Genomic DNA, 25,425 nt, shown 5'->3' on the forward strand with positions numbered 1-25,425 from the left:
AATTTAGTCTTTAATTACTTTCTGTGATTCATTGAATATTTTTTCAGCCTCTTTCAGGTATTTACTTTCCGGAAACTCATTCTTGAAAGCATAATATTCATCTATCGTTTCACGGTAACGATCCATCTTCTTATCTTCTACACTATAAATAGCCATTTCATGTCTGGCACGCAGAATCAATATGGAAAGTTCTTCGCGATAATCTGTATAAGGATAATCTTTCAGAGCATTCTGAGCTGTAATTACACAGGACTCATAGTTATTACCCAAATAGTTACCCAGATTATAATACAACTTTGCAGAATAGAGTTCTTTCAACACCAGTTTATCCTGCAAAGCAAAAATCATATCTTGTGCTTCCTGCTTCTTGGTACTGTTCGGAAAATATTCCATAAACATCTGCAGTTGCTGGATAGCCTGATAAGTGCTTGATTGATCCAAACGTGGTTCCGGAGTATCCAGGAACAGGGATTTACCTGCATGGAAACGTGCCAGTTCAGTGAAAGTACCACGAGGATAAGTGTTGAAATAGGTGATAAACGTCTGGGCCGCTGTCTGATAATCTTTCTGATTATAGTAACTCATACCCAACATATACAGAGACTCCTCCGCTTTATCGGTTCCCTTAAGGATTGTAATCAATTCGTTCAGCAAGGTAGCTGAGCGGTTATACTGCCCTTTAGCAAAATAGTTTTTGGCGGCCTCGTACTTGTATTCGTAATCGGTACTTTTCAGCAATTTATTGTACTCTCCACACGATGTCAGAGAGGCTGCTGCGAGCAAAGTTATAATGATATTTTTCTTCATCCTTTTAAAAAATATTGCGCAAAGTTACTTATTCGCGGGGAATTAACCAATTAATCTATGTTTTTTAATACATAAAAGGCGTTAAACATCGACGAAAAGAGAAAAAACGACGTCGAACAGGAAGCTATAAACAGTCAATAATAAACGGTGAACGATCAACAAGCGCGCTATGTCATTGGTATACCAGCGCTATCGTTCTTCGTTCACCGTTCGCTTATGGTCCGCCGTCCGGTTACAGCTTGTACAAATCACTTGCCGCCAACAGGTCGACTTTCTTTTCTTTCAGTACTTCAATACATTTATCCATATTACTAGGACGAATCACAACGTTTGCCACGTTATTATTGGCAAACGAATACATATACTCAATAAAGACTCCTTCTGCCGACAAGAATCCCAGCACTTTTGCCAAAGCTCCCGGCACATTCGGACAGCTAATGCCGACCACATCTGTTATATTCACGGCAAAATGATTATCTTTCAATGCTTTATATGCTTTATCCGGATCGGATACAATTCCACGCAAAATGCCAAAATCAGCATTTTCGGCGATGCACAAGGCAGAAAGATTGATGTTCTCTTTTGCCAGCACTTCAGTCACTTCCGTCAAACGGCCGGACTTGTTTTCCAAAAAGATAGAAAGTTGTTTTGCTACCATTATCGTAAAGTTTTAATTAAGTAATAAGTATTAGGTAATAGCCACATGGATTCTATGTTGCAGCTACGATAATACCTAATACTTATTACCTATTACCTATTTTAAATTTTTCTGTTATCAATCACTCGTTTAGCTTTGCCCACGCTGCGTTCAATGCTACGCGGTTCTACCAGTTTCACATTGACTCCCAGTCCAAGTACGCTTTGGAGACGGCTTGCCAGTTTCTTCTTCAACGCTAGCATGCGGTTAATCTCATCCGAATAGAAATCCGGGCGCACTTCTACCTGAAGTTCCATCGTATCGGTATTGTTTTCACGACCCACTATCAACAAATAATGTGGTTCGAATTCTTCCATCTCAAGAATGACGGACTCGATCTGAGTCGGGAATACATTGACACCACGGATAATCAGCATATCGTCACTACGTCCCAGGATGCGGTCCATACGAACCAATGTACGCCCGCAGGAGCATTTATCATAATGCAAGGCCGTCAAGTCACGCGTACGATAACGAAGCAATGGCATTCCCTCCTTCGTCAGGTGTGTAAATACCAGCTCGCCCGTCTGTCCGGGTTCTACCGGCTGCAATGTATTCGGATCAATAATTTCCGGGAAATAATGATCCTCATTCAAGTGCGTACCATGCTGACATTCACATTCGTAACCGACACCCGGTCCGGCTATTTCACTCAGTCCGTAGATATCATATGCTTTAATACCGAGTTTTTCTTCGATTTCATGACGCATATTCTCCGTCCAGGGCTCCGCACCCAAGGCTCCCACTTTCAGCTGGAATTCCTCCCGCGGATAGCCGGAATCTTTAATGGCATCCGCCAGATAAAGTGCATACGAAGGAGTACAGCAAAGAACCGTTGATCCAAAATCATGCATCAATGTAATCTGCTTTTCTGTATTACCACTGGACATCGGAATCACAGAAGCACCGATATTCTCAGCTCCGGCGTGTGCTCCCAGACCACCCGTAAAAAGTCCGTAGCCATAGGAAACCTGAAATATATCTGAGCGTCCTGCTCCATAAGCAGTAAAAGCACGCGATATACATTCTGCCCACGAAGCAAGGTCTTTGCGGGTATATCCCACTACCGTCGGCTTTCCGGTCGTTCCGGAAGAGGCATGAATACGCACGATCTGGCTCATCGGCACGGCACAAAGTCCGAAAGGATAATTATCTCTTAAATCATGTTTCGTGGTAAACGGCAGTTTCACGATATCATCAATCGTATTGATATCATCGGGGGTGATACCCATTTCCTGCATTTTCTTTCGGTAAAAAGGCGTGTTGTGATAAACGTAATCCACAATTTTCTTGAGTCGTATGCTTTGAATCTTGCGAAGACTTTCGCGGTCCATACACTCAATGGTCTCATTCCAAATCATGTTCTCTTGGTATTATTAGTTGTATGAATCTGTTTCATGATATTAATATGTTGCAAAGTAAAGGATTTATTTGGAAAAATGATTTGTTATCTCAATTATTTTGCCGAATATTGCTCCACTTTTTAGGATTTAACTATGAATTTTGAACTAACATCAGCTTACAAACCTACCGGAGATCAACCGGAAGCGATCGCCCAGCTTACTGAGGGGGTACTTCAAGGAGTTCCCGCACAGACTTTATTGGGGGTTACCGGATCGGGAAAAACGTTCACCATCGCCAATGTGATCGCCAACATCAACAAGCCTACGTTGATCTTGAGCCACAACAAGACATTGGCTGCGCAGCTATACAGCGAGTTCAAGGGATTCTTCCCCAATAACGCCGTAGAATATTACGTTTCATATTACGACTACTATCAGCCGGAAGCCTATCTGCCAAATTCAGATACCTATATAGAAAAGGATCTCGCCATCAATGACGAGATTGACAAGTTACGTCTCGCCGCTACCTCCTCCCTGCTTTCAGGCCGGAAAGATGTGGTAGTCGTTTCCTCAGTCTCCTGTATTTACGGTATGGGAAACCCGTCGGATTTCTATAAAAATGTAATCGAAATTGAACGGGGACGGATGCTTGACCGTAATGTTTTCCTGCGCCGTCTTGTGGACAGCCTGTATGTCCGTAATGATATCGATTTGAATCGTGGCAATTTCCGCGTTAAAGGAGATACGGTCGACATTTTCCTTGCGTACTCGGACACTCTGCTTCGTGTCACTTTCTGGGGAGACGAGATTGATGGTATAGAAGAAGTGGACCCGATTACCGGTGTGACTACCGCTCCTTTCGAAGCCTATAAGATCTACCCCGCCAATTTATTTATGACCACCAAGGAAGCCACTCTTCGTGCCATCCACGAAATAGAGGACGACTTGACCAAACAAGTAGCGTTCTTCGAATCTATCGGCAAAGAATATGAAGCGAAACGATTGTACGAGCGAGTTACGTATGACATGGAAATGATCCGGGAATTAGGGCACTGTTCCGGCATTGAGAATTATTCCCGTTATTTCGACGGTCGCGCTGCCGGCACCCGTCCTTATTGCCTTCTCGATTTCTTCCCGGATGACTTTTTGCTGGTTATTGACGAAAGTCATGTAAGCGTGCCGCAGGTTCGCGCCATGTATGGAGGCGACCGTGCCCGTAAAATCAATCTAGTAGAATACGGATTCCGACTGCCTGCCGCAATGGACAACCGCCCTCTGAAATTTGAAGAATTTGAGGAGATGACCAAACAAGTGATTTACGTCAGTGCTACCCCGGCAGAATATGAGCTGATACAATCGGAAGGAATCGTTGTAGAGCAAGTGATCCGCCCTACCGGTCTGCTTGATCCTGTTATCGAAGTACGTCCGAGCCTCAATCAAATTGACGACCTGATGGAAGAAATTCAGCTGCGCATCGAAAAAGAAGAACGGGTACTTGTCACGACACTTACGAAACGTATGGCGGAAGAGCTGGCAGAATACCTTCTCAACAATAATGTGAGATGTAACTATATCCATAGCGATGTAGATACATTAGAACGTGTGAAGATCATGGATGACTTGAGACAAGGCGTTTATGACGTACTTATCGGTGTCAATCTGCTTCGTGAAGGTCTTGACCTTCCGGAAGTATCCCTTGTCGCTATTCTCGATGCCGATAAGGAAGGATTCCTCCGTTCGCATCGCTCATTGACCCAGACTGCAGGCCGTGCTGCCCGTAATGTAAACGGAAAAGTAATCATGTATGCAGATAAAATAACAGACAGTATGCGGCTTACGATCGATGAAACAAACCGTCGACGCGAGAAACAGCTCGCTTACAATGAAGCGAACGGCATCACCCCACAACAAATCAAGAAGGCCAGAAACTTATCTGTATTTGGCAGTCCAAGTTCCGAAGCCGATGAGTTGCTGAAAGAAAAACACGCTTATGTGGAACCTTCTTCACCTAATATCGCAGCCGACCCAATCGTACAATATATGAGCAAAGCTCAAATGGAAAAGAGCATAGAGCGTACCCGCAAATTAATGCAGGAGGCCGCCAAAAAGCTGGAATTTATCGAAGCCGCCCAATATCGGAACGAGCTGCTGAAACTGGAAGATTTGATGAAAGAAAAGTGGGGATAAACGGCTTATAAACATCAATAAATCTATAAGAAACCCGTACTTTTGCTAATTAGTGTTATAAAAACACCTATTTAAGAGAAATAATTTGCAGATTTCGCAAAAGCCCGTATCTCTGCACTGTGTTTTTCATAGTATTAGATTTAAGGTTAACAAAGGTTGGAGCAAGGCGTTGCTCCTTTTTTTTATGCCCATATCCCATCTTAGCATCTTCCGATTCTACAAAAATACCCCTTGAAATCTTATCAAAGGGCATTTTTTATCTACACTCTATCTATAATTAAAGCGCTTTTTCAATAGCCTGTTTAATGAGTGCTTCCATAATATCATATCCTTCTCCTGTAGGATGTACCCCATCTTTCGTATATTGAGGATTCAAGGCCTTGTTATCGCCCACCACCATTGGCTGATAATAATTCACAAACGGAATTTTATTAGCTTTGGCGTAAGCTTCTATGCGGGCATTCAATGACTGAATCTTTTGAGGAGCATCTTTAATCTCCCGTCTCCACGGAAATTCAGCTGCCGGCAATACTGAAGTCAGAATCACTTTGATTTTATTTGCCTTCGCCAGTTCTGCCATAGATGCAATATTTCCGAATGTATAATCTTCATTATAAGCACCTGTATTTTCGGCTACATCATTTGTTCCTGCATTAATGACAACCAATGCCGGAGAAAGATTGATCACATCTTCCCTAAAACGAAGCAAGAACTGATAGGACGTCTGGCCACTGATACCACGACCGATATATCCATTCGTTTTGAAGAAATCAGGATGTGTCCTCACCCATCCTTCCGTAATGGAATTGCCCATAAAGACCACTCTTTTTTCCTTCTTTACAGGTTGTGCAAGTGCTGCATTCTCTGTCGCATAACGCTTGTAATTAGCGAACTCATGTTTCTGTGCATAGGTCTCTCCTACTGAGAAACTCAAACAAACGATGGCCAACAACATCCATTGACCCAGTCTTTTCTTTTTCATATACGTAGTATAAAGATTAGTAATTCAAATTGGTTGCAAAGATAAAAAAACTCTTTATATGAACGATCAAATACCGAATATCCGTTAAGCGGGAAGGGAAAATTCTTAATCTATGTTATATAACATAAGATTTTCCTTGGTTAATTTGCTAAGTTCACAGAAGTCCGTATCTTTGCAATGTGTTTTTCATAGTATTAGATTTAAGGTTAACAAAGGTTGGAGCAAGGCGTTGCTCCTTTTTTTATGCCTATACGCTTGGTTTCCTAAAAAAGAATGGTATTTTTGTGAATCATAATACCCTAAAAAACACTGTCATGAAAAAGTTCATTACCCTTTTCTTTATAAGCATACTTAGCCTTCAGGTTTATTGTTCCGCACAAGAAATATTAAAAGTGGATTATCCGGCCATCAAAGAGTACGTGACTAGTCACAATACGGAGTTTCAAAAGCTCATGCAACGTTTTGAAGAAAATGATACTTTACTCACCCGGCAAGATCATGCCATGCTATATTACGGGTATTCATTCACACCAGCTTACAAAGGAAGTATGGATGATTTTCAGGATTTCCGAAAGTTGATTAAAGAAGAAAAGTATGAAGATGCTTATAATATCGGCAAAGAATTACTAAAAAAGAATCCGGTATCTCTCCAATTACTATATAATATGTACGGAATAGCCGGTTTGCTCCAGAAAGATATCCGGGAAATAAAACACTATTCAAAGAGATACGCAGCCCTGCTTACTATGATTGCGCTTACAGGTGACGGTACAAGCGAAGAAACCGCATTTAAGGTTATCTGCGTAAATGACGAATACCAACTGCTGAATATGTTATTCAAGATGGAGAACATGAAAGGTCAATCGCTAGTCAATAAATGTGATCTGATAGAGTTTGATAAATGCCAGTACTATGAAGGAAATCAAATGTATTTCGACATTAGCCGTTCCCTTGATTATATGAGTGAATTATTCGGAAAATGAAAAAAAAGTTATTCTATATCACACTGATAATTGCCATACTTTGTGTTATCAGTATCTTTATCTGCGACTGGACCATCAAGAAGAATGCAGCCTCCTGCATCTATACTGAAATCAGTGATATTCCTGCAAACAATGTAGGTCTGCTTCTCGGCACCTCTTCTAAGCTGAAAAGCGGGAATAATAATTTATATTTTGACTATCGCATTGATGCGGCGGTTGAATTGTACAAGGCAGGCAAAATTAATTATATTCTTATCAGTGGAGATAATCGCAAAGAAGATTACAACGAACCGGAAGAAATGAAGAAAGCGCTTATGCAAAAAGGTGTTCCTGAAAAGTCTATCTATTTAGATTATGCCGGTTTTCGTACCCTTGACTCTGTTGTGCGTGCTAAAGAAGTATTCGGTCAGACCCGTCTGACCATCATTTCTCAACGATTTCACAATGAGCGGGCTATTTATCTTGCCGAAAAGAATGGGATTACCGCCATCGGTTTTAATGCCAGGGATGTAGACGTCTATGCAGGATTGAAAACCAATATCAGAGAATTATTTGCAAGGGTCAAGATGTTTATCGATTTAGCGATAGATAAGCAACCGCATTTCCTGGGAGAAAAGTACAAACTGCCATCCGGCAAATAAGAAAATATCAAAAACAAAAAGTTATTGAAATAATTATGGAACAACAACCTCAACTCAATGATCACAACAAACAGGAGTACCCTCCTATGCATACAGCAGAACATTTACTAAATGCCACTATGGTAAAAACTTTCGGTTGCCCTCGCTCAAGAAATGCCCATATAGAAAGGAAAAAGAGCAAGTGTGACTATATCCTTCCTGCTTGTCCTACAGATGCGGAGATACAAGCGATAGAAGATAAGGTAAACGAAGTTATCAGTCAAAATCTGCCCGTAACTGTTGAGTTTATGACTCATGAGCAGGCTAAAGCCATCGTAGATCTGAGCAAACTTCCTGCTGACGCCAGTGAGACTCTTCGTATTATACGCATAGGAGATTATGACGCCTGCGCCTGTATAGGGTTACACGTGTCCAATACCTCAGAAGTAGGAACCTTCAAAATCATCAGTCATGATTACGATGAAGAAAGGCAAACTTTAAGATTAAGATTCAAACTCATTGATAAGAAATAGATTATCAAATTAATATCTATATTATATAAAATAAACATATCGCGATTACATTTTGTCACCAAACAGGCAAAATTGGCATTATTAAAATGACAAATAGACATTTTTAGTCTCAGAATTCTTTTGGCATAAGGTTTGCACTAATAGCAGTGAACGACGGTTCGAAAGCAGACAGTAAGAGTCGGGATGCTCCCCTCTGCGGAAAGCAACGAACCGAAATTCAAGAGTGAATAAACCGAATGTTTAACTAAAAGATAGGAGACTAAGATTATGATGCCTGTTAGAAGAACTCAAAGTTGGTTACCAAGTATTTTTAACGATTTCTTTGATAACGATTGGATGGTAAAAGCAAATGCAACTGCACCTGCAATCAATGTTTTTGAAACAGAAAAAGAATACAAAGTTGAACTGGCTGCTCCGGGAATGACAAAAGAGGACTTCAATGTTCGCATTGATGAAGACAACAACCTCGTTATCTCCATGGAGAAGAAGACTGAAAACAAAGAAGAGAAGAAAGAAGGTCGCTATCTACGTCGCGAATTCTCTTATTCTAAGTTTCAGCAGACCATGATTCTGCCGGATAATGTAGATAAAGAAAAAATTTCTGCCGCAGTAGAAAACGGGGTTTTGAGCGTCCAACTTCCTAAGATTTCTGAAGAAGAAGTGAAGAAGGCCGAAAAGCAAATCGAAGTAAAATAATACAGTAACCACGATTCATCCCAAGGGGTGAAAACAATAATAAAAACAGCTCTTTTCCAACCAATAAGGATAAGAGCTGTTTTTTATATAATCAAATTCTCAACTATTGATTTTTCCGATAACTGATCACCGCCCAGGTATTGAACCCCAGTGCAAAAAGAAACAAGACTCCTATTTCAGGCAGCAGTTCCAACAAGCTGCTTCCTTTGAGGTATACCATACGCATTCCTTCCATAAAGTACTTCAAAGGATTGAAATAAGTGATCACCTGTGCCCATTCAGGCATACTGCTCACCGGAGTGAATAATCCGCTCATCAACATCAGAATCAGCATAAAAAAGAACATTACAAACATAGACTGCTGCATAGTTGCCGAATAATTGGATATAACGAGCCCGAAGCCGGACATAACGAATACAAACAAAATCGCCAAAAAATAAATCACGATGAAATGCCCTACAGGAGTTATTCCATAAAGCAGCCAGGCTAACAAAAAGCACAAAGTCAATACGATAAAGCCTGTGATCCAGTAAGGTAAAAGTTTAGCCAGAATAAAAGTAAATTTCGGTACAGGAGTCACATTAATCTGTTCGATCGTTCCTACCTCCTTCTCACTAACCACATTCAGGGCGGGCAAAAATCCGCATATCAAAGTCAACAACATTCCCATCAAAGCAGGAATCATATAAAGTTTATAATTCAGATTCGGGTTAAATAATCCCTGCATATCGATACGAATGGAAGGGGCACTGCCCGACGCAGATACGGCATCAGGATATTCTGCACGTAACTCGGCTGCATAGTTATTGATAATAGTGCCCAGATAAGAACTGCCTAGCCCTCCTTTCGTTCCATTTACCGAATTGGCTGCAATCAGTATATGGGCTTCTCCTTTGTTCATCCAGTCCCGCTCCAAGTGCCTGGGGATCTCCATTATAATATCCGCTGTTCCCAGTTCAATATTCCGTAATCCATCCTCATAAGATGCCGGTACTTCCGTCAGACGGAAATAGGTAGAAGCCGCAATCTTATTCACCAGCCGCTGAGAAATCACCGAATGATCATTGTCTACAATATTCAGCTGGATATTCTTTATTTCCATATTCACAGCCCAAGGCATCAATAACATGATCATGCAGGGAAAGATAAGAATCAATCTCGGCAGAAACGAATTGCGAAGCAACTGTTTAAACTCTTTTTCTATCAGAAATTTTATCATAATAAATTCCTTTATTCCAATCGATATTTAAATTTCCTGATACTGATGGTAATAAGCCCTACTGCCATCAGCAACAAAATACCAATCTCTTTAAGTACCAGTACAACCGGCACTCCTTCAATCATCAGTTTGCGCACAGCCTGAATATACCAGCGGGCGGGAATAATGTCCGATATGGCCCGGAGAATCACCGGCATACTTTCTACCGGAAAAATCATTCCGGACAAAACCATGGTGGGCATCATCAATATCATTCCGGAGGCCAGCATGGCTGCCACCTGTGTACTTGTCACAGAGGAAATCAGCAAACCCAAAGCCAGCGACACGAAAATAAAGAGCAAAGACACCATCACCAGCCAGAACAAACTCCCCACTACCGGCACATCCAGTACAAAGACTGAAAGCAGCAAAATGGTTGTCAGATTGACAAAAGATAAAACAAAGTAAGGTACTGCCTTTGCCAGTACAATAAATAATGGTTTTACCGGAGATACCAGCAATACTTCCATCGTGCCCGTCTCTTTTTCACGAACTATGGAAATAGAGGTCATCATCGCGCAAATCAGCATTAAAATCAATCCCATGACTCCGGGCACAAAGTTGTAGGCACTCTTCATCTGCGGATTATACAGCAATTTGACATCCGGAGTCAAACGTGAAACGGACACATTGGGAGGCAACATCTCCTGCCCTGCCGAAGAAACAATGCTGGCTGCATAATTACTCTGCGAGGTAGACATATTGGGATCGGTTGCATCGACTATCAGCTGCACACGGGCGTCTCCCGTATAAAGTCCGTCGGCAAAACGCTCTCCAAATACAATCGCCATATCGATCTTATTTTTCCGAAAGGCAGTTTCCATCTCCTGCGGAGAATGAAAACGGGTAGTAACTGTGAAATACTCACTCGCATCCAGCCGGTCTATGATTTTCCTAGTCACCATATCATTCGAAGGATCGAGAACAGCCAGTCGGACATTCTTCACCTCCGTACTGATGGCAAAACCAAACAAAATAATCTCTACGACCGGCATTCCCAACAGGATCAGCATGGTACGCCGGTCACGGAAAATATGATAAAATTCTTTCTTTACAAAAGCAATAAATTGTTTCATAATCAATCCGCTTTACGCACCGCATGGCGGGCAAGTTGTTGAAACACATCATCCATTGTCTCCACACCAAACTGTTCTTTCAGCCGGGCCGGTGTATCCAGTGCCTTGATCTGGCCGTCCACCATAATCGATATTCGGTTGCAATATTCCGCTTCATCCATATAGTGCGTGGTAACAAATACAGTGATTCCCCGATCGGCAGCCTGATAAATCAGCTCCCAGAACTGCCTGCGAGTAGCAGGATCAACTCCTCCGGTCGGTTCATCAAGGAAGACTATTTTCGGCTCATGGAAGATAGAGACAGAAAAGGCCAGTTTCTGTTTCCAACCCAAGGGAAGGCTTTTCACCAACGTATCCCGTTCGTCTGCAAACCCCAGGCGTTCTAACAATTCATCTGTCTTTTCTTCAATCTCCATCTCCTTCATCCCATAAATTCCGGCAAAGAGACGGATATTCTCCCAGACTTTAAGATCCTCATACAAAGAGAATTTCTGACTCATATATCCGATATGCCTTTTGACTTGTTCGGCTTCCCGAAAGATGTCATAGCCTGCCACCTTTCCTACTCCCGAAGTCGGACGGCTCAATCCGCAAAGCATACGCATCGCAGTCGTCTTACCTGCCCCATTGGCTCCAAGAAAACCGAAAATTTCTCCCCGCTGCACTTGAAAAGAGATATGATCGACTGCCGTAAAATGTCCGAAGGATTTGGTCAGCTGCTCCACCTCGATAACAGGAACTGCCATCTGTTGCGCCTCCTCCCGTTCCAAGGGTGGCGGACAAAGAATGGAAGCAAACTTCTGAAGGATCCGGTCGGGCGTATCGATTCCGTGCACCTGCCCGTGATTAATAAAAGCAATCCGGTCGCATTGACGAGCCTCATCCATAATAGGAGTGGAAACAATGATTGTAATCCCCTGTTTTCTCAAATTACAGAGCATCTGCCAAAATTCTTTTCGCGACACAGGGTCTACACCCGTAGTCGGTTCATCTAGAAATAAAATATCAGGTTTATGAATCAGGGAACAGCTCAATGCCAGCTTCTGCTTCATACCTCCCGACAAAGCACCTGCCCTTCTTTTCTTAAAGGGCTCGATCTGCTGATAAATATCTTTAATCAAATCATAGTTTTCCTGTATCGACGTATGAAATACCGTAGCAAAAAATTCCAGATTCTCTTCTACCGAAAGGTCCTGATAAAGCGAGAACCGTCCGGGCATATATCCTACTTTCGTACGAATCTGCTTGTAATCCGTCACCACATCCAGTCCGTTGACAGTTGCCGTACCTTTATCAGCCAGCAGTAAAGTGGTCAGGATGCGGAATAAGGTACTCTTCCCCGCCCCGTCAGGACCGATCAGCCCGAAAATTTCTCCCTGCTCTACCGCAAAAGAAATCTCTTTCAGTGCCTCTACTTTCCCATAGCTCTTGCTGACTTCCTTTACAACGACTATGGGTTCTCCTTTTTCCATACCACACCTCCATACATACCAATCTTCAACGAACCGTCATTTTTCACGGCAATCTTCACTGCGTATACCAGATTGGCACGTTCATTTTTAGTCAGAATCGTTTTGGGGGTAAACTCCGAACGGTCCGAAATCCAAGTGACCACACCGGGATAGGCTTTCTGTTCCGAATTTCCATAATCGGAATACACCGTCACTTCATCCCCCAATTTTACTTGGGACAATTGCTCTGAAGTAACATAAGCCCGCAAATACATCCGGTCTACCTCACCCACTTTAAACAGCGGTTTGCCAACGGATGCCAGTTCTCCCGCTTCCGCATATTTTGCCAGTACCGTACCTTCAATAGGCGACTGAATATGGCACTTGTTCAACTGGTCTTCCACCTGTGCCACTTGTATACCGACCGAATTTCCCTGTTCCGTCAGACTGTTCGTACTCTTCATCAATGAGGATTCCTGAGCAATCAACTGCCGCTGAAGCAAGGTTACCTGTGCATCCCAGTCATCTAGTTGTTTCTGATTGGCAGCTCCGGCAGCAAGCAGGTTCTCTACCCGCTTCTTTTCCCTTTGCGCTGTAGTAATTTGCTGTTTGGTAGCAGCTATCTGTTTGGCCAGATCGGGACGCTGGCTTTCCACCGATTTCATGCTTGCTTCCAGTTGCAACTTTTTCAGATATAACTGGACGGTATCTACCAGCCCGACTTCTTCGCCGGCTTTCAATCTCGTTCCTTCTTCCACTTCCAGTTGCAGCAGTTTTCCCGCCGCTTCAGCGGAAACGATCACTTCCGTAGCCTCAAAGGTTCCCGTTGCATCATAATCGGGCGTTCCATTTCCACAGGCAGAAAGCAACCATACTGCCATCCCGTATATTCCTATTTTTGTCATTCGTTTCATATCCGAAAGATTTTTATTAATGATTAGTAGTATATTTCAATTGATAGATACCCATCAACCGTTGAATCTCATGCATTGCCTTCGCCTGACGGGCAAGACTTTCATTCGTCAGTTCTCTGAGCATCTCTGTTACTGTCAACGTACCATTCGCAACTTTGGCTTCCGCAGCCCGACGAATATTCGTACGCAACCGGATAATTTCATCATCATCCTGCATCTGCTTCTCCAACGAACGGACAGACTGATCTTGCTGCGTCATTTCCAGTCTCGTATTAAAAAGAAACACATCCCGATTGCTATCCAGTTGCTTCCGTTTATTTTCAATCACCCGACGGTCATTCTTCAGCGTATACAGACTCCCGAAATTCCATGAAAGCCGGACACCTGCAATATAATAAGGAGAAAATTCATTCTTCAGCATATTTAATCCCGGATTACCGTAAGCTCCCTGCACAAACAATCCGAAATGAGGAAGATGGCGCACATTCAAGGCTTTCTCTTGTACCTGCAAACCGGCTCCCTGTGCGTCAAACCACGACAGTTCCGGTCGGCGAATCTCACTGACAGCCGACAGTTCGTTTTGAGGAACAGGCTTCTCCAATACTGTCTCCGTCGAAAGCACCTCTCCCATCAATAACGAAAGCATCTTCAAATAAGCCATACGGGAAGAAGTCAGTTCCACTCTCTTCTGGCGGGTATTCAATTGCTCCACTTTCACAGCATCCAGATCGGCCTGATTGGCTATTCCATTGTCCACATAAGCTGTAATCTGACGGAAGTTCCGTCCCAGTTCATCTTGCAGCAAGGCATTCTGAGCCAACTGCTCATCCAACATAAGAATTCCAAAATACAAATCATTCACACGGCCATTCAACGCATACATATCGACGTTCAACTTTTCCCTGTCAATCTCCGCTTCCGCCGTAGCCTTTTTCTTCTGCATCCGGATTCCTCCGCCATCCCATATCTGTTGCTGTAACTCCAGCATCACCTGATACTGGTCTTTGGCCATCCCTTTGATATCCACACCGGGAATGGCAATGGGTAACTCCGTCACATCACTTTGATAAGACGCCTTTGCCGAAAGAGCAAACTGAGGCAAGTATCCCCTCGCCGCATTTTCCAGATTATATTCTTTCGTCTTCTCCACTAAATCATATTGACGCACCAACGGATAGTTATCCTGCGTTTTTTGCTGACATTCTTCTAGTGTTATATGCCCGTTCTGCCCATACATTCCGGGCATGAACAGTAAAAGCGAAAGACTAAAAATAATTCTTTTCATACGCATTTTTTCTATGAATTCTTCAAAAGACAAAGATAGACCTTTAAGTAATAGTTTCACATTCTGATAGTTGGAAAATATGTCCCAATAGTTCGATTCATCCTAAAAAAAGAGAAGATTCAAGGGCTATTTCTTATCTTTGCCGGAAAAGAACTGAGAAAATGGAACAGAAGAAACCGATGGAATTAGGCCTCCAACTGTTGAAGGATATAAATATAGTACGTCACAACGAATTTCGCTTCATCAATGCCGAATTCGGATTTGTGACAAGTTTCTCAAAAATGGAAACGACTATCTTCAGTGTCGGACAACCGTACCGGCTACAGGAAGGCCGTATTGCTATTGTCACTAATGGCTCGGCACGTGTTTTAATCAATCTGATCGAATATATTTTCCTGCCCGACCATATATCCCTGATAGCTCCCAACTCTATCATACAAATCATAGAAGTATCTCACGATTTTGATGCTCACATGATGGCAGTAGACCTGAACTTTCTGCCGATATCCGGAAAGGAAGAATTCTTCACCCATTTCCTCCAACAAAAGAAAAATCTCCTGTTTCCACTGTCTACCGAAGAACAAATACAGATAGAGAATTTTGTGACGGTCATGTGGAGTGTATTGCAAGAACCTGTATTCAGAAAAGAGGTCATTCAGCATTTACTGGTAGGATTACTATATAATATAGAGTATATAGCCAAAAGCAAAGGGCAGGCCGAACTCAGTCCATTAACCCATCAAAACGATATTTTTCAGCGCTTCATTTCTTTGGTCAACACCTATAGCAAGACAGAACGGAATGTCAGTTTCTATGCGGATAAACTTTGTCTCACTCCCCGTTATCTGAACACTGTAATCCGGCAAACCAGCCAGCAAACAGTAATGGACTGGATAAACCAGTCCATTATACTAGAGGCTAAAGTATTGCTAAAACATAGCAACCGCCTTGTTTATCAGATATCAGATGAATTAAACTTTCCCAATCCGTCTTTCTTCAGCAAGTTTTTCAAACGAATGACCGGAATGACGCCTCAGGAATATCAAAAGAATTAAGGATTACTTTGAAAACTCCTTTATCCGCTGTTCTTCCTCCAGTTTACAAATCAACAGTGTATTATCTTTCTCAGCAATGATATATCCATCCAGACCCTGAATAACGACCCGTTTCTCTTCACTGGTATGTACGATGCAGTTCTTGCTTTCGTACAAACGGACATCGGCCCCTACCGTAGCATTTCCGGATTTATCTTGTGGCAACAGTCCGCGGAGCGCTCCCCAGGTCCCCAAGTCCGACCAACCGAAAGAAGCCGGAAGTACATAGATTTCCTGTGCTTTTTCCATTACGGCATAGTCTATGGAAATAGCTTCGCAGGTTGGGAACAGCTTTTTAATCGTTTCATTTTCCTTCTCCGTATAGAAATCGGGGAAAATACGATCGAAGATTTGCGCTATGCCCGGAGCATATACACGCATCACGGAAGTGATAGTACGCACATTCCAAACAAAAATTCCTGCATTCCAGAAGTAGTTACCCTCGGCCAGATATCTGTCGGCAGTCTCCCTGTCCGGTTTTTCCTTGAATGCATCTACCGTAAAAATCTCTTTATCAGTCATGATCTGATCTCCGGCAGCAATATATCCATATCCGGTTTCCGGGCGAGTCGGTTTGATACCCAGCGTTACGATAGCACTGCTGTTGTCAGTAAAACGAAGTGCTTTCTCTACTACCCGGCGGAATTCACCTGTATTGATAACCAATGCATCCGACGGAGTCACCACCACATTGGCGTTCGGATGTTTTTTCTTGATTTTCCAGCAAGCATAGGCGATGCAGGGAGCAGTGTTTCGTGCACAAGGCTCTGCAAGGATATTGCTTTCAGGAATCTCCGGCAATTGCTCCCGGACAATATCAATATATTTCTCGGACGTCACTACCCACACATTTTCCCGTGGACAGACGCCATCAAAACGATCAGCAGTCAGTTGAATCAACGTACGCCCGCATCCCATTACATCAATAAATTGCTTGGGACATTCCGGTGTACTCATCGGCCAAAAACGACTACCGATGCCACCAGCCATAATTACGATATGATTATCCATGCTCATATTACTCCCCTGTTTTAGAATATTTGTGAAATAATTGCGCAATTTACACCAATTTGTCCAATCATGCAACTTATAGACATTAAAAAAAGATAGTGACACTATACAGGAAGGATAGTGTAAGCATACTGACAGGATAGTGACACTATCCCATGCTTATAGTGACACCATCCCAAAAACAGAAATTCATAAAAAAAGCCGCCCCCGAATGCACGGGAACGACTTTTCCAACTTATTATACAACAATTTATTATTTCTTACTTATACTCTTCCCAGCTCTTGATGGCAATATCATCAACGGTCATCGTACAGAAAGCATTGATAAATGCACTTGCCAGACGGGCGTTCGTTATCAACGGCACGTTCAGGTCGATAGCCGCGCGACGTATTTTATATCCATTATCCAGTTCTCCGGCAGTCAGGTTCTTCGGGATATTGACTACCATGTCAATTTCCTTATTATGAAGCATTTCCAATGCCTGCGGATGTCCTTCTTCACTCGGCCAGTAGACAAGCGTACTTTCAATGCCGTTCTCAGCAAAGGTTTTATGAGTACCGCCGGTTGCAAAGAGTTTGTATCCCTTGTTTACCAACATACGTGCTGCATCCATCATATCAGCCTTCTGCTTCATTGTACCTGTAGAAAGCAGGATGTTCTTTTTAGGAATACGGTAGCCGACAGACAGCATGGCTTTCAGTACGGCACAGGAAGTGTCACTTCCGATACAGCCGACCTCACCTGTAGAAGCCATATCCACTCCCAATACAGGGTCAGCTTTCTGCAAACGGTTGAAAGAGAACTGCGAAGCCTTAATTCCCACATAGTCCAGTTCAAAGAGATTCTTTTCCGGTTTCTCCACAGGAAGACCCAGCATCACTTTGGTTGCCAGCTCAATGAAGTTTATCTTCAGCACTTTGCTGACAAACGGGAAAGAACGGCTGGCACGCAGATTACATTCGATTACCTTAATATCATTATCTTTTGCCAGGTATTGGATGTTGAACGGACCGGAAATATTCAATGCCTTGGCAATCTCACGGCTGATGCGTTTGATGCGACGGACAGTTTCCACATACAACTTCTGAGGCGGAAACTGAATAGTGGCATCACCGGAGTGTACACCGGCAAACTCAATATGTTCGCTGATTGCATAGGCTATGATTTCGCCATTCTGCGCCACAGCATCCATTTCTACCTCCTTCGCATGTTCGATAAACTGGCTTACTACCACCGGATGCTTCTTTGATACATTGGCAGCCAGTTTCAGGAAGCGTTCAAGCTCTTCCTGATTGGAGCAGACATTCATCGCAGCACCCGAAAGCACATAAGACGGACGAACAAGAACCGGGAAACCGACTTCATCGACAAACTCATTGATATCCTCCAGCGATGTCAACTCACGCCAGCGTGGTTGGTCTACACCGATACGGTCGAGCATCGCTGAGAACTTTTCACGGTCTTCGGCATTGTCGATGCTCTGAGCGCTTGTTCCCAGTATGTGAATGTTCTGGGCATCCAGACGCAAAGCAAGATTATTCGGAATCTGACCACCGGTAGATACGATGACACCATGCGGATTTTCCAGTTCAAGAATATCCATTACCCGTTCGAATGTCAGTTCATCAAAGTAGAGACGGTCGCACATGTCATAGTCTGTAGATACCGTTTCCGGATTATAGTTGATCATAACACTGCGCCAACCTTCCTTGCGAATGGTATTCAGAGCCTGCACACCGCACCAGTCAAACTCTACAGAAGAACCGATACGGTAGGCACCGGAACCCAATACGACGATGGATTTATGGTCACCCAGATAATGTACATCGTTTGCCCCTCCGCTATAGGTCAGATACAGATAGTTGGTCTGCGCTGGATATTCGGCAGCCAGTGTATCGATCTGTTTTACCACCGGAAGGATACCGGCAGCCTTACGATACTTGCGGACATACAGGCTTCCATCTTCCATATCACCTTCATAACCGATGGCACGGGCAATCTGGAAATCGGAAAAGCCCTGAACTTTAGCCTTGCGAAGCAGTTCCACAGGCAGATCGGCAATCTGTTTATGATTATTTCCCCATTCGTGCATTTCTTCCGAAGTCTTCATTATATTCATCAACTTCTGAAGGAACCATTTGTCAATCTTCGTCAGTTCATGCACCTGATCGATGGTGTATCCTGCACGGAAGGCTTTTGAGATCACAAAAATACGTTTATCGGTCGGTTCGCGCAGTGCTTTGTCGATATCGGGGATTACGAGTTCTTTGTTTTCCACGAATCCGTGCATTCCCTGTCCGATCATACGGAGGCCCTTCTGAATAGCTTCTTCAAAAGTACGTCCGATTGCCATCACTTCACCTACCGACTTCATGGAAGAACCCAGTTCCTTGTCTACACCATGGAATTTTCCCAAGTCCCAACGTGGAATCTTACATACCACATAGTCCAAAGCCGGTTCGAAGAAAGCAGAAGTAGTCTTTGTCACCGAGTTCTTCAAGTCGAAGAGTCCGTAGCCGAGTCCCAGTTTGGCAGCCACGAATGCCAACGGATATCCGGTTGCCTTAGAGGCCAGGGCCGAGGAACGGGAAAGACGGGCATTTACTTCGATGACGCGATAATCTTCCGATTCGGGGTCGAAAGCATACTGTACATTACATTCGCCGACAATACCGATGTGGCGGATAATACGGATAGCCAGTTCACGGAGTTTATGATATTCACTGTTGGTCAGTGTCTGAGACGGAGCAATAACGATAGACTCACCGGTATGAATACCCAGCGGGTCAAAGTTCTCCATATTACAAACTGTAATACAGTTGTCGAAACGGTCGCGGACGACTTCGTATTCTACTTCTTTCCACCCCCGAAGCGATTTTTCCACCAACACTTGCGGAGAAAAAGAAAAGGCTTTTTCTACCAGTACATCCAGTTGCTCTTCATTGTCACAGAAACCGGAGCCCAGACCACCCAGCGCATAAGCCGCACGGACAATGACCGGATATCCCAGTTCCTTCGCTGCACGACGGGCATCTTCCGCATTTTCTACGGCTTCACTTTTAATGGTCTTGACATTGATTTCGTTCAGTTTCTGTACAAAGAGTTCACGGTCTTCCGTATCCATAATGGCTTGTACGGGAGTACCGAGTACTTTTACATTATACTTTTCAAGGATTCCTTCTTTATATAAAGCAACTCCACAATTCAGCGCGGTCTGTCCGCCGAATGCCAGCATAATACCTTCCGGCTTTTCCTTCTGGATTACTTTCTCTACAAAATACGGAGTGACCGGAAGGAAGTAAATTTGATCTGCCACTCCTTCGGATGTCTGTACGGTAGCAATATTCGGATTGATAAGAATGGTTTCAATCCCTTCTTCTTTCAAGGCTTTGAGTGCCTGCGAACCGGAATAGTCAAACTCACCGGCTTCACCGATTTTCAAGGCACCGGAACCCAGCAGCAATACTTTTTTTATATTTTCTTTCATGATAGTCGGTTATTTAAGCAGGTTTACAAATTCATCGAACAGGAATTCCGTATCCGTAGGACCACTTGCAGCTTCGGGATGGAACTGTGCAGAGAACCAAGGATTTTTCTTGTGTTTGATTCCTTCGTTAGAACCATCATTCATATTGATGAACAGCGGTTCCCAATCTGCCCCCAGCGTATTATTGTCTACCGCATAACCATGATTCTGCGAAGTAATAAAACAACGTTCCGTACCCACCATGCGTACCGGCTGGTTGTGGCTACGGTGTCCATATTTAAGTTTGTAAATCTTTGCCCCTCCGGCTTTCGAGAGCAACTGGTTGCCCATGCAAATTCCAAAGATGGGAAGTTTCTCGTTCGCCATTGCCTTGCGGATATTCTGCACAGCTGCGTCGCAGGTATCCGGGTCACCCGGGCCGTTGGAGATAAACAGCCCGTCAAATTCGAGTCCGTTAAAATCATAATCCCAAGGTACACGGATCACTTCTACACCACGCTTCAACAAGCAACGGATAATATTGGTCTTTACACCGCAATCCACCAAAACAACCTTCTTTAATTGACAATTGACAGTTGACAATTGACAATTAAGCTGCGCGATGGACATGGTTAATGGAAAAGAACGGGATGTTCCATCGGGAAGATAGGAGATTATTTCTTTGCAGGAAACACGGTCTACGTAATTCACGGCAGCGTAATTGTCCATTGTCAATTGTCCATTGTCAATTTCATTGTCGAAGACGATACGTCCCATCATGACTCCGTGTTCACGAAGTATTTTGGTCAGTTCGCGCGTATCGATGCCTGTGATGCCCGGTACTTTCTCACGTTTCAGCCAGTCGCTGAGGCTTTCCATTGCGTTCCAGTGGCTGTACTCAGAAGAGTAGTCACTTACGATGATCGCTTCGGCATGAATCTTTTCACTTTCCATGAAAGTAGCAAGTCCGTTGGGTTCGATGGTAAAAGGAGGAACTCCGTAGTTACCCACCAAAGGATAGGTAAGAGTCATCAACTGTCCGGCGTAGGAAGGGTCAGTAAGGCTCTCCGGATATCCGGTCATGGCGGTGTTGAAAACTACTTCGCCCGCCACCGGCTTCTCGTAGCCAAACGACTTACCGGAAAACCGGCTCCCGTCGTCAAGGATTAATGTCACATTTCTCATTCTTATTTTTGAATCGTTGTATGGTTGTTAGAATTGATACATCTGCTCAATGTAGTTGATGAATGCCTGATTCACCATTTTCACACCACCCGGCGTGGGATAGTTTCCACTGAAGTACCAGTCTCCCTGATGGTTCGGACAGGCTTCATGAAGTCCTTCCAGCGGTTGGTAGACGATTTCCACTTTCGCTTTCGTTCCCTTCGGTGTCAGGAGTTCTACCATCTTGGCAGATATTTCTTCATCGGTGAACGGTGCATAGATATCTTTCACGTAATTCACCATTTGTTCTTTCGGCAATCCTACCTGATCTTTCGATTTCCGGTAGGCGGCAGCAATCACATCCTTCATATCCCGCTCTTTCAGGAGTTCGATGGCTGCTTTGAAAGCGATAAATTCGCTCATCTTCGCCATATCGATGCCGTAATAGTCCGGATAACGGACTTGTGGAGAAGAAGATACAATCACGATCTTCTTCGGACCAAGACGGTCGAGAATGCCGATGATACTTTGCTTCAAGGTAGTACCACGCACAATGCTATCGTCGATAATCACGAGATTGTCGACACCGGAAACCAGACTTCCGTACGTGATGTCATATACGTGGGCAGCCAGATCATTCCGGCTGTTTCCTTCGGCAATGAATGTACGGAGCTTAATATCTTTGATGGCAACTTTTTCACTGCGGATACGGCGGGAAAGAATGACCTCCAGCTCTTCCATATTGGGATGATGCCCCAATGCCGCAATCTGCCGTACCTTCTCTTCATTCAGATAGTCATCCAGCCCTTGCAGCATTCCGTAGAAGGCAACTTCGGCCGTATTCGGAATAAAGGAAAATACAGTATGATCCAGGTCGTTATTAATGGCTTTCAGAATATTCGGAACCAGTTTTTCTCCCAGGAGTTTCCGTTCTTTATAGATATCTACATCGCTGCCACGGGAGAAGTAGATACGTTCGAACGAGCAGGCGTGCCGCTCGCGGGGCTTGTTGATTTGTGAAGTCCGCAGTCTGCCTTCTTTGCTGATCAGCAATGCCTGCCCGGGTTGCAGTTCCTTGATTTTTTCTACGGGAACATTCAAAGCAGTCTGAATCACCGGACGCTCGGAAGCCAGTACGGCTATTTCATCATCCTGATACCAGAAAGCGGGACGAATACCCCACGGATCACGGATAGCAAAAGATTCGCCACTTCCGGTGAGGCCGCAGATCACATATCCCCCATCCCACTCACGGCTGGAAGTACGCAATACGTTGGCCAGTTCGATATGTTCTTCTATATAATGGGTGACTCCCATCCCTGTCAGTCCTTCGGCTTCGGCAAGGTTGAAGAGGCGTTCCACTTCACGGTCAAGACGGTGTCCCACTTGTTCCAACATGATATAGGTATCGGCATACTTGCGGGGATGCTGACCGATAGCGGTGATGCGGGCAAAGATTTCGTCTACATTCGTCATATTGAAGTTTCCGCAGAGAGCCAGATTTTTGGCACGCCAGTTGTTTCTTCTTAAAAACGGATGTACGTACGAGATTCCGGATTTTCCGGTGGTAGAATAACGCAGATGCCCCATATATACTTCACCCGCAAAAGGCAAAGTACGTTTGGCATAAGCCGCATCATGCAACTGTTCGGGAGTGAGGTCCTTGAAATTGCTCTGTACAGCTTCGAAGATTTCGGTGATGGCACCGGAACCTAACGCGCGTTCGCGAAACATATATTCCTCACCCGGATTTGCTTCCAGCTTCACGCATGCCAGTCCTGCCCCTTCCTGCCCCCGGTTATGCTGTTTCTCCATCAACAGATAGAGCTTGTTGAGACCGTACATCCATGTTCCGTACTTTTTCTCGTAATACTCCAGGGGTTTGAGCAGGCGTATCATGGCAACGCCACATTCATGTTTCAATTGTTCCATTAATCTATCTCTTACTATTTGACTATTTACATTTTAAACTACTCGACTGTTACCGACTTAGCCAAATTTCTAGGTTGGTCTACATCCATTCCCTTACATACTGCAATATGATAGGCAAGCAACTGGAGAGGTACCGTAGTAATTAACGGATCAAGGCACTCGATTGTTTCCGGAAGTTCGATACTGCAATCGGCTATTTTACTGATCACCGTATCGCCCTTGGTTACAAATGCAATCACCTTTCCTTTTCGTGCCTTGATTTCCTGAATATTGCTAAGTACTTTCTCATACAGCCCGTTTTGGGTAGCAATGACTACTACCGGCATTTCGGCATCAATCAGGGCTATCGGTCCGTGCTTCATTTCGGCAGCCGGATAACCTTCGGCGTGAATATACGATATTTCTTTCAATTTCAATGCACCTTCCAAAGCAACCGGATAACTATATCCGCGTCCGAGGTAAATAAAGTTATGCGCATAGGTGAAAGTTTTCGACAGTTCCGCCAGCTTATCATTCAGTTTCAATACTTCCTTCATTTTGCCGGGAATGCTATTCAATTCCCGTACAATGTTCAGGTATTGTGTCTCGTCTATCGTACCTTTCTCCCGGGCGAGAGTCAATGCCAACATGGTCAGCACAGTCACCTGTCCGGTAAATGCTTTGGTCGATGCCACTCCGATTTCCGGTCCGACGTGGATGTACGACCCCGTATGCGTAGCGCGGGGGATGGAGGAACCAATCGCATTACAGATACCATATATAAATGCACCCCGACTTTTTGCCAGTTCCACTGCCGCCAGCGTATCCGCTGTTTCTCCACTTTGAGAAATGGCAATCACCACATCGTGCTCATCGATCACCGGATCACGGTAACGAAATTCGGAGGCATACTCCACTTCTACCGGAATACGGCAGAAACTTTCAATCAGATGCTTTCCGATCAATCCCGCATGCCACGAAGTACCGCAAGCCACAATAATAAAGCGTTTGGCGTTCAGCAACTTTTCTTTATAGTCTATTACTGCCGAAAGCACCACGTTATTGGCTTCCACATTGATACGTCCACGCATACAATCGTGAATACAGTCCGGCTGCTCAAAAATCTCCTTCAACATGAAATGCGGATAACCGCCTTTTTCCAGCTGACCAAGCTTCAATTCTACTTTTTTCACTTCGGGAGTCATCTCCACATTGCTGAGATCGACTACCTTCAATTCTTTTCCCCGATTGATCACCGCTATCTCACCATCTTCGAGATACACCACCTTATCTGTATATTCTACAATCGGTGTGGCATCCGAAGCAAGGAAAAACTCATCTTCACCAATACCTACCACCAGCGGACTGCTTTTTCGGGCCGCAATGATTTCTTCCGGATGTTCTTTATCAAGAATCGCAATCGCATAAGCACCAATCACTTCATTCAAAGCCAACTGAACGGCAGTAAGCAGATCGACCCGATTGGTAACTTTCATATATTCGATTAATTGAACGAGCACCTCGGTATCGGTACTACTTTTAAAGACGTAGCCTTTGGCTTGGAGTTTTTCTTTGAGAACGGCGTAATTTTCAATGATACCGTTATGAATGAGAGCGAGTTTTTCGGAAGAAGAGTAATGAGGATGAGCATTAACGGAACAAGGTTCCCCGTGAGTAGCCCAACGGGTATGGGCAATTCCGACTGTACCGGAAATATCTTTTTGTGTGACGAAATTTTCAAGTTCGGAGACTTTCCCTTTCGTCTTGTACACATTTAACTGTTGGTTATCACTGATCAATGCTACCCCTGCACTGTCATATCCACGATACTCCAGTCGCTTCAGCCCTTTAATAAGGATGGGGTAGGCTTTTCTTTTACCAATATAGCCTACTATTCCACACATATTATGATATTTTTATTTCGGGTGCAAATATACACATTCCAA

At 43.9% G+C, this 25,425-nt stretch carries 20 protein-coding genes; 6 read left to right on the plus strand and 14 right to left on the minus strand.

The window, feature by feature from the left end; genetic code table 11:
- Positions 1 to 3: 3 nt before the first annotated feature.
- The 3 genes from ACHLI0_RS03885 to ACHLI0_RS03895 form a co-directional block, all read right to left on the minus strand.
- Complete coding sequence (locus ACHLI0_RS03885; protein ID WP_008763159.1) at positions 4 to 807, minus strand: outer membrane protein assembly factor BamD; 804 nt, start codon at positions 805 to 807, stop codon at positions 4 to 6.
- A gap of 232 nt (positions 808 to 1,039) precedes the next feature.
- The gene (locus ACHLI0_RS03890) at positions 1,040 to 1,465 is read right to left on the minus strand and encodes an amino acid-binding protein (protein ID WP_008763158.1); all 426 of its coding nucleotides are present in this window, start codon (positions 1,463 to 1,465) and stop codon (positions 1,040 to 1,042) included.
- A 101-nt stretch (positions 1,466 to 1,566) separates the two neighbouring features.
- Positions 1,567 to 2,865 carry a phenylacetate--CoA ligase family protein gene (locus ACHLI0_RS03895; protein WP_413554940.1) on the minus strand — a complete coding sequence of 433 codons (1,299 nt, stop codon included), beginning with the start codon at positions 2,863 to 2,865 and terminating at the stop codon, positions 1,567 to 1,569.
- 135 nt (positions 2,866 to 3,000) lie between these two features.
- Here ACHLI0_RS03895 and uvrB point away from each other — a divergent pair, with 135 nt between their 5' ends.
- Positions 3,001 to 5,034, plus strand: a complete 2,034-nt coding sequence (gene uvrB, locus ACHLI0_RS03900; RefSeq protein WP_008765082.1) for an excinuclease ABC subunit UvrB — start codon at positions 3,001 to 3,003, stop codon at positions 5,032 to 5,034.
- Between the two features lie 277 nt (positions 5,035 to 5,311).
- Here the strand turns inward: uvrB and ACHLI0_RS03905 are convergent, their stop codons facing one another.
- Positions 5,312 to 6,016 carry an SGNH/GDSL hydrolase family protein gene (locus ACHLI0_RS03905; RefSeq protein ID WP_070749998.1) on the minus strand — a complete coding sequence of 235 codons (705 nt, stop codon included), beginning with the start codon at positions 6,014 to 6,016 and terminating at the stop codon, positions 5,312 to 5,314.
- Positions 6,017 to 6,330: 314 nt separating this feature from the next.
- On the opposite strand from ACHLI0_RS03905, the gene ACHLI0_RS03910 reads away from it, so the two are divergent.
- The 4 genes from ACHLI0_RS03910 to ACHLI0_RS03925 all read left to right on the plus strand — a co-directional run bounded on the left by ACHLI0_RS03910 (position 6,331) and on the right by ACHLI0_RS03925 (position 8,848).
- Positions 6,331 to 6,999: a DUF4919 domain-containing protein gene (locus tag ACHLI0_RS03910; RefSeq protein WP_413554939.1), complete on the plus strand. Its 669-nt coding sequence runs from the start codon at positions 6,331 to 6,333 to the stop codon at positions 6,997 to 6,999.
- Positions 6,996 to 7,640 (plus strand): SanA/YdcF family protein, encoded by a 645-nt coding sequence (locus ACHLI0_RS03915; protein ID WP_008765079.1) that lies wholly within the window; start codon positions 6,996 to 6,998, stop codon positions 7,638 to 7,640. Before ACHLI0_RS03910 ends, ACHLI0_RS03915 begins: the two co-directional genes overlap by 4 nt.
- Before the next feature lie 35 nt (positions 7,641 to 7,675).
- Positions 7,676 to 8,152 carry an alanyl-tRNA editing protein gene (locus ACHLI0_RS03920; protein ID WP_490748494.1) on the plus strand — a complete coding sequence of 159 codons (477 nt, stop codon included), beginning with the start codon at positions 7,676 to 7,678 and terminating at the stop codon, positions 8,150 to 8,152.
- A gap of 267 nt (positions 8,153 to 8,419) precedes the next feature.
- Entirely contained in the window at positions 8,420 to 8,848 is a 429-nt protein-coding gene (locus tag ACHLI0_RS03925; protein ID WP_008763145.1) for an Hsp20/alpha crystallin family protein, read from the plus strand.
- A gap of 103 nt (positions 8,849 to 8,951) precedes the next feature.
- On the opposite strand, the gene ACHLI0_RS03930 is transcribed toward ACHLI0_RS03925, so the two are convergent.
- Genes ACHLI0_RS03930 through ACHLI0_RS03950 form a run of 5 tightly spaced genes read right to left on the minus strand, consistent with a single transcriptional unit; the run spans position 8,952 to position 14,832 of the window.
- Complete coding sequence (locus ACHLI0_RS03930; RefSeq protein WP_008765077.1) at positions 8,952 to 10,067, minus strand: ABC transporter permease; 1,116 nt, start codon at positions 10,065 to 10,067, stop codon at positions 8,952 to 8,954.
- A gap of 11 nt (positions 10,068 to 10,078) precedes the next feature.
- Complete coding sequence (locus tag ACHLI0_RS03935) at positions 10,079 to 11,182, minus strand: ABC transporter permease (RefSeq protein ID WP_055218337.1); 1,104 nt, start codon at positions 11,180 to 11,182, stop codon at positions 10,079 to 10,081.
- Between the two features lie 2 nt (positions 11,183 to 11,184).
- Positions 11,185 to 12,654: an ATP-binding cassette domain-containing protein gene (locus ACHLI0_RS03940; protein ID WP_490748496.1), complete on the minus strand. Its 1,470-nt coding sequence runs from the start codon at positions 12,652 to 12,654 to the stop codon at positions 11,185 to 11,187.
- The gene (locus ACHLI0_RS03945) at positions 12,633 to 13,547 is read right to left on the minus strand and encodes an HlyD family secretion protein (protein WP_113748434.1); all 915 of its coding nucleotides are present in this window, start codon (positions 13,545 to 13,547) and stop codon (positions 12,633 to 12,635) included. Before ACHLI0_RS03945 ends, ACHLI0_RS03940 begins: the two co-directional genes overlap by 22 nt.
- A 16-nt stretch (positions 13,548 to 13,563) precedes the next feature.
- Positions 13,564 to 14,832 (minus strand): TolC family protein, encoded by a 1,269-nt coding sequence (locus ACHLI0_RS03950; RefSeq protein ID WP_490748497.1) that lies wholly within the window; start codon positions 14,830 to 14,832, stop codon positions 13,564 to 13,566.
- A 161-nt stretch (positions 14,833 to 14,993) separates the two neighbouring features.
- Between ACHLI0_RS03950 and ACHLI0_RS03955 the strand changes: the two genes are divergently transcribed.
- Positions 14,994 to 15,887, plus strand: coding sequence for a helix-turn-helix domain-containing protein (locus tag ACHLI0_RS03955; RefSeq protein WP_008763139.1), 894 nt, complete (start codon positions 14,994 to 14,996; stop codon positions 15,885 to 15,887).
- A gap of 3 nt (positions 15,888 to 15,890) precedes the next feature.
- On the opposite strand, the gene ACHLI0_RS03960 is transcribed toward ACHLI0_RS03955, so the two are convergent.
- From ACHLI0_RS03960 to glmS, 5 genes are all read right to left on the minus strand, one after another.
- Complete coding sequence (locus ACHLI0_RS03960) at positions 15,891 to 16,937, minus strand: mannose-1-phosphate guanylyltransferase (protein WP_032840735.1); 1,047 nt, start codon at positions 16,935 to 16,937, stop codon at positions 15,891 to 15,893.
- A gap of 260 nt (positions 16,938 to 17,197) precedes the next feature.
- Complete coding sequence (gene carB, locus ACHLI0_RS03965) at positions 17,198 to 20,425, minus strand: carbamoyl-phosphate synthase (glutamine-hydrolyzing) large subunit (protein ID WP_490748498.1); 3,228 nt, start codon at positions 20,423 to 20,425, stop codon at positions 17,198 to 17,200.
- Positions 20,426 to 20,434: 9 nt separating this feature from the next.
- Positions 20,435 to 21,589 (minus strand): glutamine-hydrolyzing carbamoyl-phosphate synthase small subunit, encoded by a 1,155-nt coding sequence (gene carA, locus ACHLI0_RS03970; RefSeq protein ID WP_490748499.1) that lies wholly within the window; start codon positions 21,587 to 21,589, stop codon positions 20,435 to 20,437.
- A gap of 27 nt (positions 21,590 to 21,616) precedes the next feature.
- A complete protein-coding gene (locus ACHLI0_RS03975; protein WP_196069071.1) occupies positions 21,617 to 23,500 on the minus strand; it encodes an amidophosphoribosyltransferase in 1,884 nt (627 codons plus the stop codon).
- Between the two features lie 38 nt (positions 23,501 to 23,538).
- Positions 23,539 to 25,383, minus strand: coding sequence for a glutamine--fructose-6-phosphate transaminase (isomerizing) (gene glmS, locus ACHLI0_RS03980; protein ID WP_008765067.1), 1,845 nt, complete (start codon positions 25,381 to 25,383; stop codon positions 23,539 to 23,541).
- Positions 25,384 to 25,425: the final 42 nt, after the last annotated feature.

This window comes from Bacteroides sp. RCH18, assembly GCF_058231005.1.

What these genes read in the sequence shown, in the direction of transcription:
- ACHLI0_RS03885 (WP_008763159.1), bottom strand. Translation starts at nt 807, where the DNA reads ATGAAGAAAAATATCATTATAACTTTGCTCGCAGCAGCCTCTCTGACA.
- ACHLI0_RS03890 (WP_008763158.1), bottom strand. Translation starts at nt 1,465, where the DNA reads ATGGTAGCAAAACAACTTTCTATCTTTTTGGAAAACAAGTCCGGCCGT.
- ACHLI0_RS03895 (WP_413554940.1), bottom strand. Translation starts at nt 2,865, where the DNA reads ATGATTTGGAATGAGACCATTGAGTGTATGGACCGCGAAAGTCTTCGC.
- uvrB (WP_008765082.1), top strand. Translation starts at nt 3,001, where the DNA reads ATGAATTTTGAACTAACATCAGCTTACAAACCTACCGGAGATCAACCG.
- ACHLI0_RS03905 (WP_070749998.1), bottom strand. Translation starts at nt 6,016, where the DNA reads ATGAAAAAGAAAAGACTGGGTCAATGGATGTTGTTGGCCATCGTTTGT.
- ACHLI0_RS03910 (WP_413554939.1), top strand. Translation starts at nt 6,331, where the DNA reads ATGAAAAAGTTCATTACCCTTTTCTTTATAAGCATACTTAGCCTTCAG.
- ACHLI0_RS03915 (WP_008765079.1), top strand. Translation starts at nt 6,996, where the DNA reads ATGAAAAAAAAGTTATTCTATATCACACTGATAATTGCCATACTTTGT.
- ACHLI0_RS03920 (WP_490748494.1), top strand. Translation starts at nt 7,676, where the DNA reads ATGGAACAACAACCTCAACTCAATGATCACAACAAACAGGAGTACCCT.
- ACHLI0_RS03925 (WP_008763145.1), top strand. Translation starts at nt 8,420, where the DNA reads ATGATGCCTGTTAGAAGAACTCAAAGTTGGTTACCAAGTATTTTTAAC.
- ACHLI0_RS03930 (WP_008765077.1), bottom strand. Translation starts at nt 10,067, where the DNA reads ATGATAAAATTTCTGATAGAAAAAGAGTTTAAACAGTTGCTTCGCAAT.
- ACHLI0_RS03935 (WP_055218337.1), bottom strand. Translation starts at nt 11,182, where the DNA reads ATGAAACAATTTATTGCTTTTGTAAAGAAAGAATTTTATCATATTTTC.
- ACHLI0_RS03940 (WP_490748496.1), bottom strand. Translation starts at nt 12,654, where the DNA reads ATGGAAAAAGGAGAACCCATAGTCGTTGTAAAGGAAGTCAGCAAGAGC.
- ACHLI0_RS03945 (WP_113748434.1), bottom strand. Translation starts at nt 13,547, where the DNA reads ATGAAACGAATGACAAAAATAGGAATATACGGGATGGCAGTATGGTTG.
- ACHLI0_RS03950 (WP_490748497.1), bottom strand. Translation starts at nt 14,832, where the DNA reads ATGAAAAGAATTATTTTTAGTCTTTCGCTTTTACTGTTCATGCCCGGA.
- ACHLI0_RS03955 (WP_008763139.1), top strand. Translation starts at nt 14,994, where the DNA reads ATGGAACAGAAGAAACCGATGGAATTAGGCCTCCAACTGTTGAAGGAT.
- ACHLI0_RS03960 (WP_032840735.1), bottom strand. Translation starts at nt 16,937, where the DNA reads ATGGATAATCATATCGTAATTATGGCTGGTGGCATCGGTAGTCGTTTT.
- carB (WP_490748498.1), bottom strand. Translation starts at nt 20,425, where the DNA reads ATGAAAGAAAATATAAAAAAAGTATTGCTGCTGGGTTCCGGTGCCTTG.
- carA (WP_490748499.1), bottom strand. Translation starts at nt 21,589, where the DNA reads ATGAGAAATGTGACATTAATCCTTGACGACGGGAGCCGGTTTTCCGGT.
- ACHLI0_RS03975 (WP_196069071.1), bottom strand. Translation starts at nt 23,500, where the DNA reads ATGGAACAATTGAAACATGAATGTGGCGTTGCCATGATACGCCTGCTC.
- glmS (WP_008765067.1), bottom strand. Translation starts at nt 25,383, where the DNA reads ATGTGTGGAATAGTAGGCTATATTGGTAAAAGAAAAGCCTACCCCATC.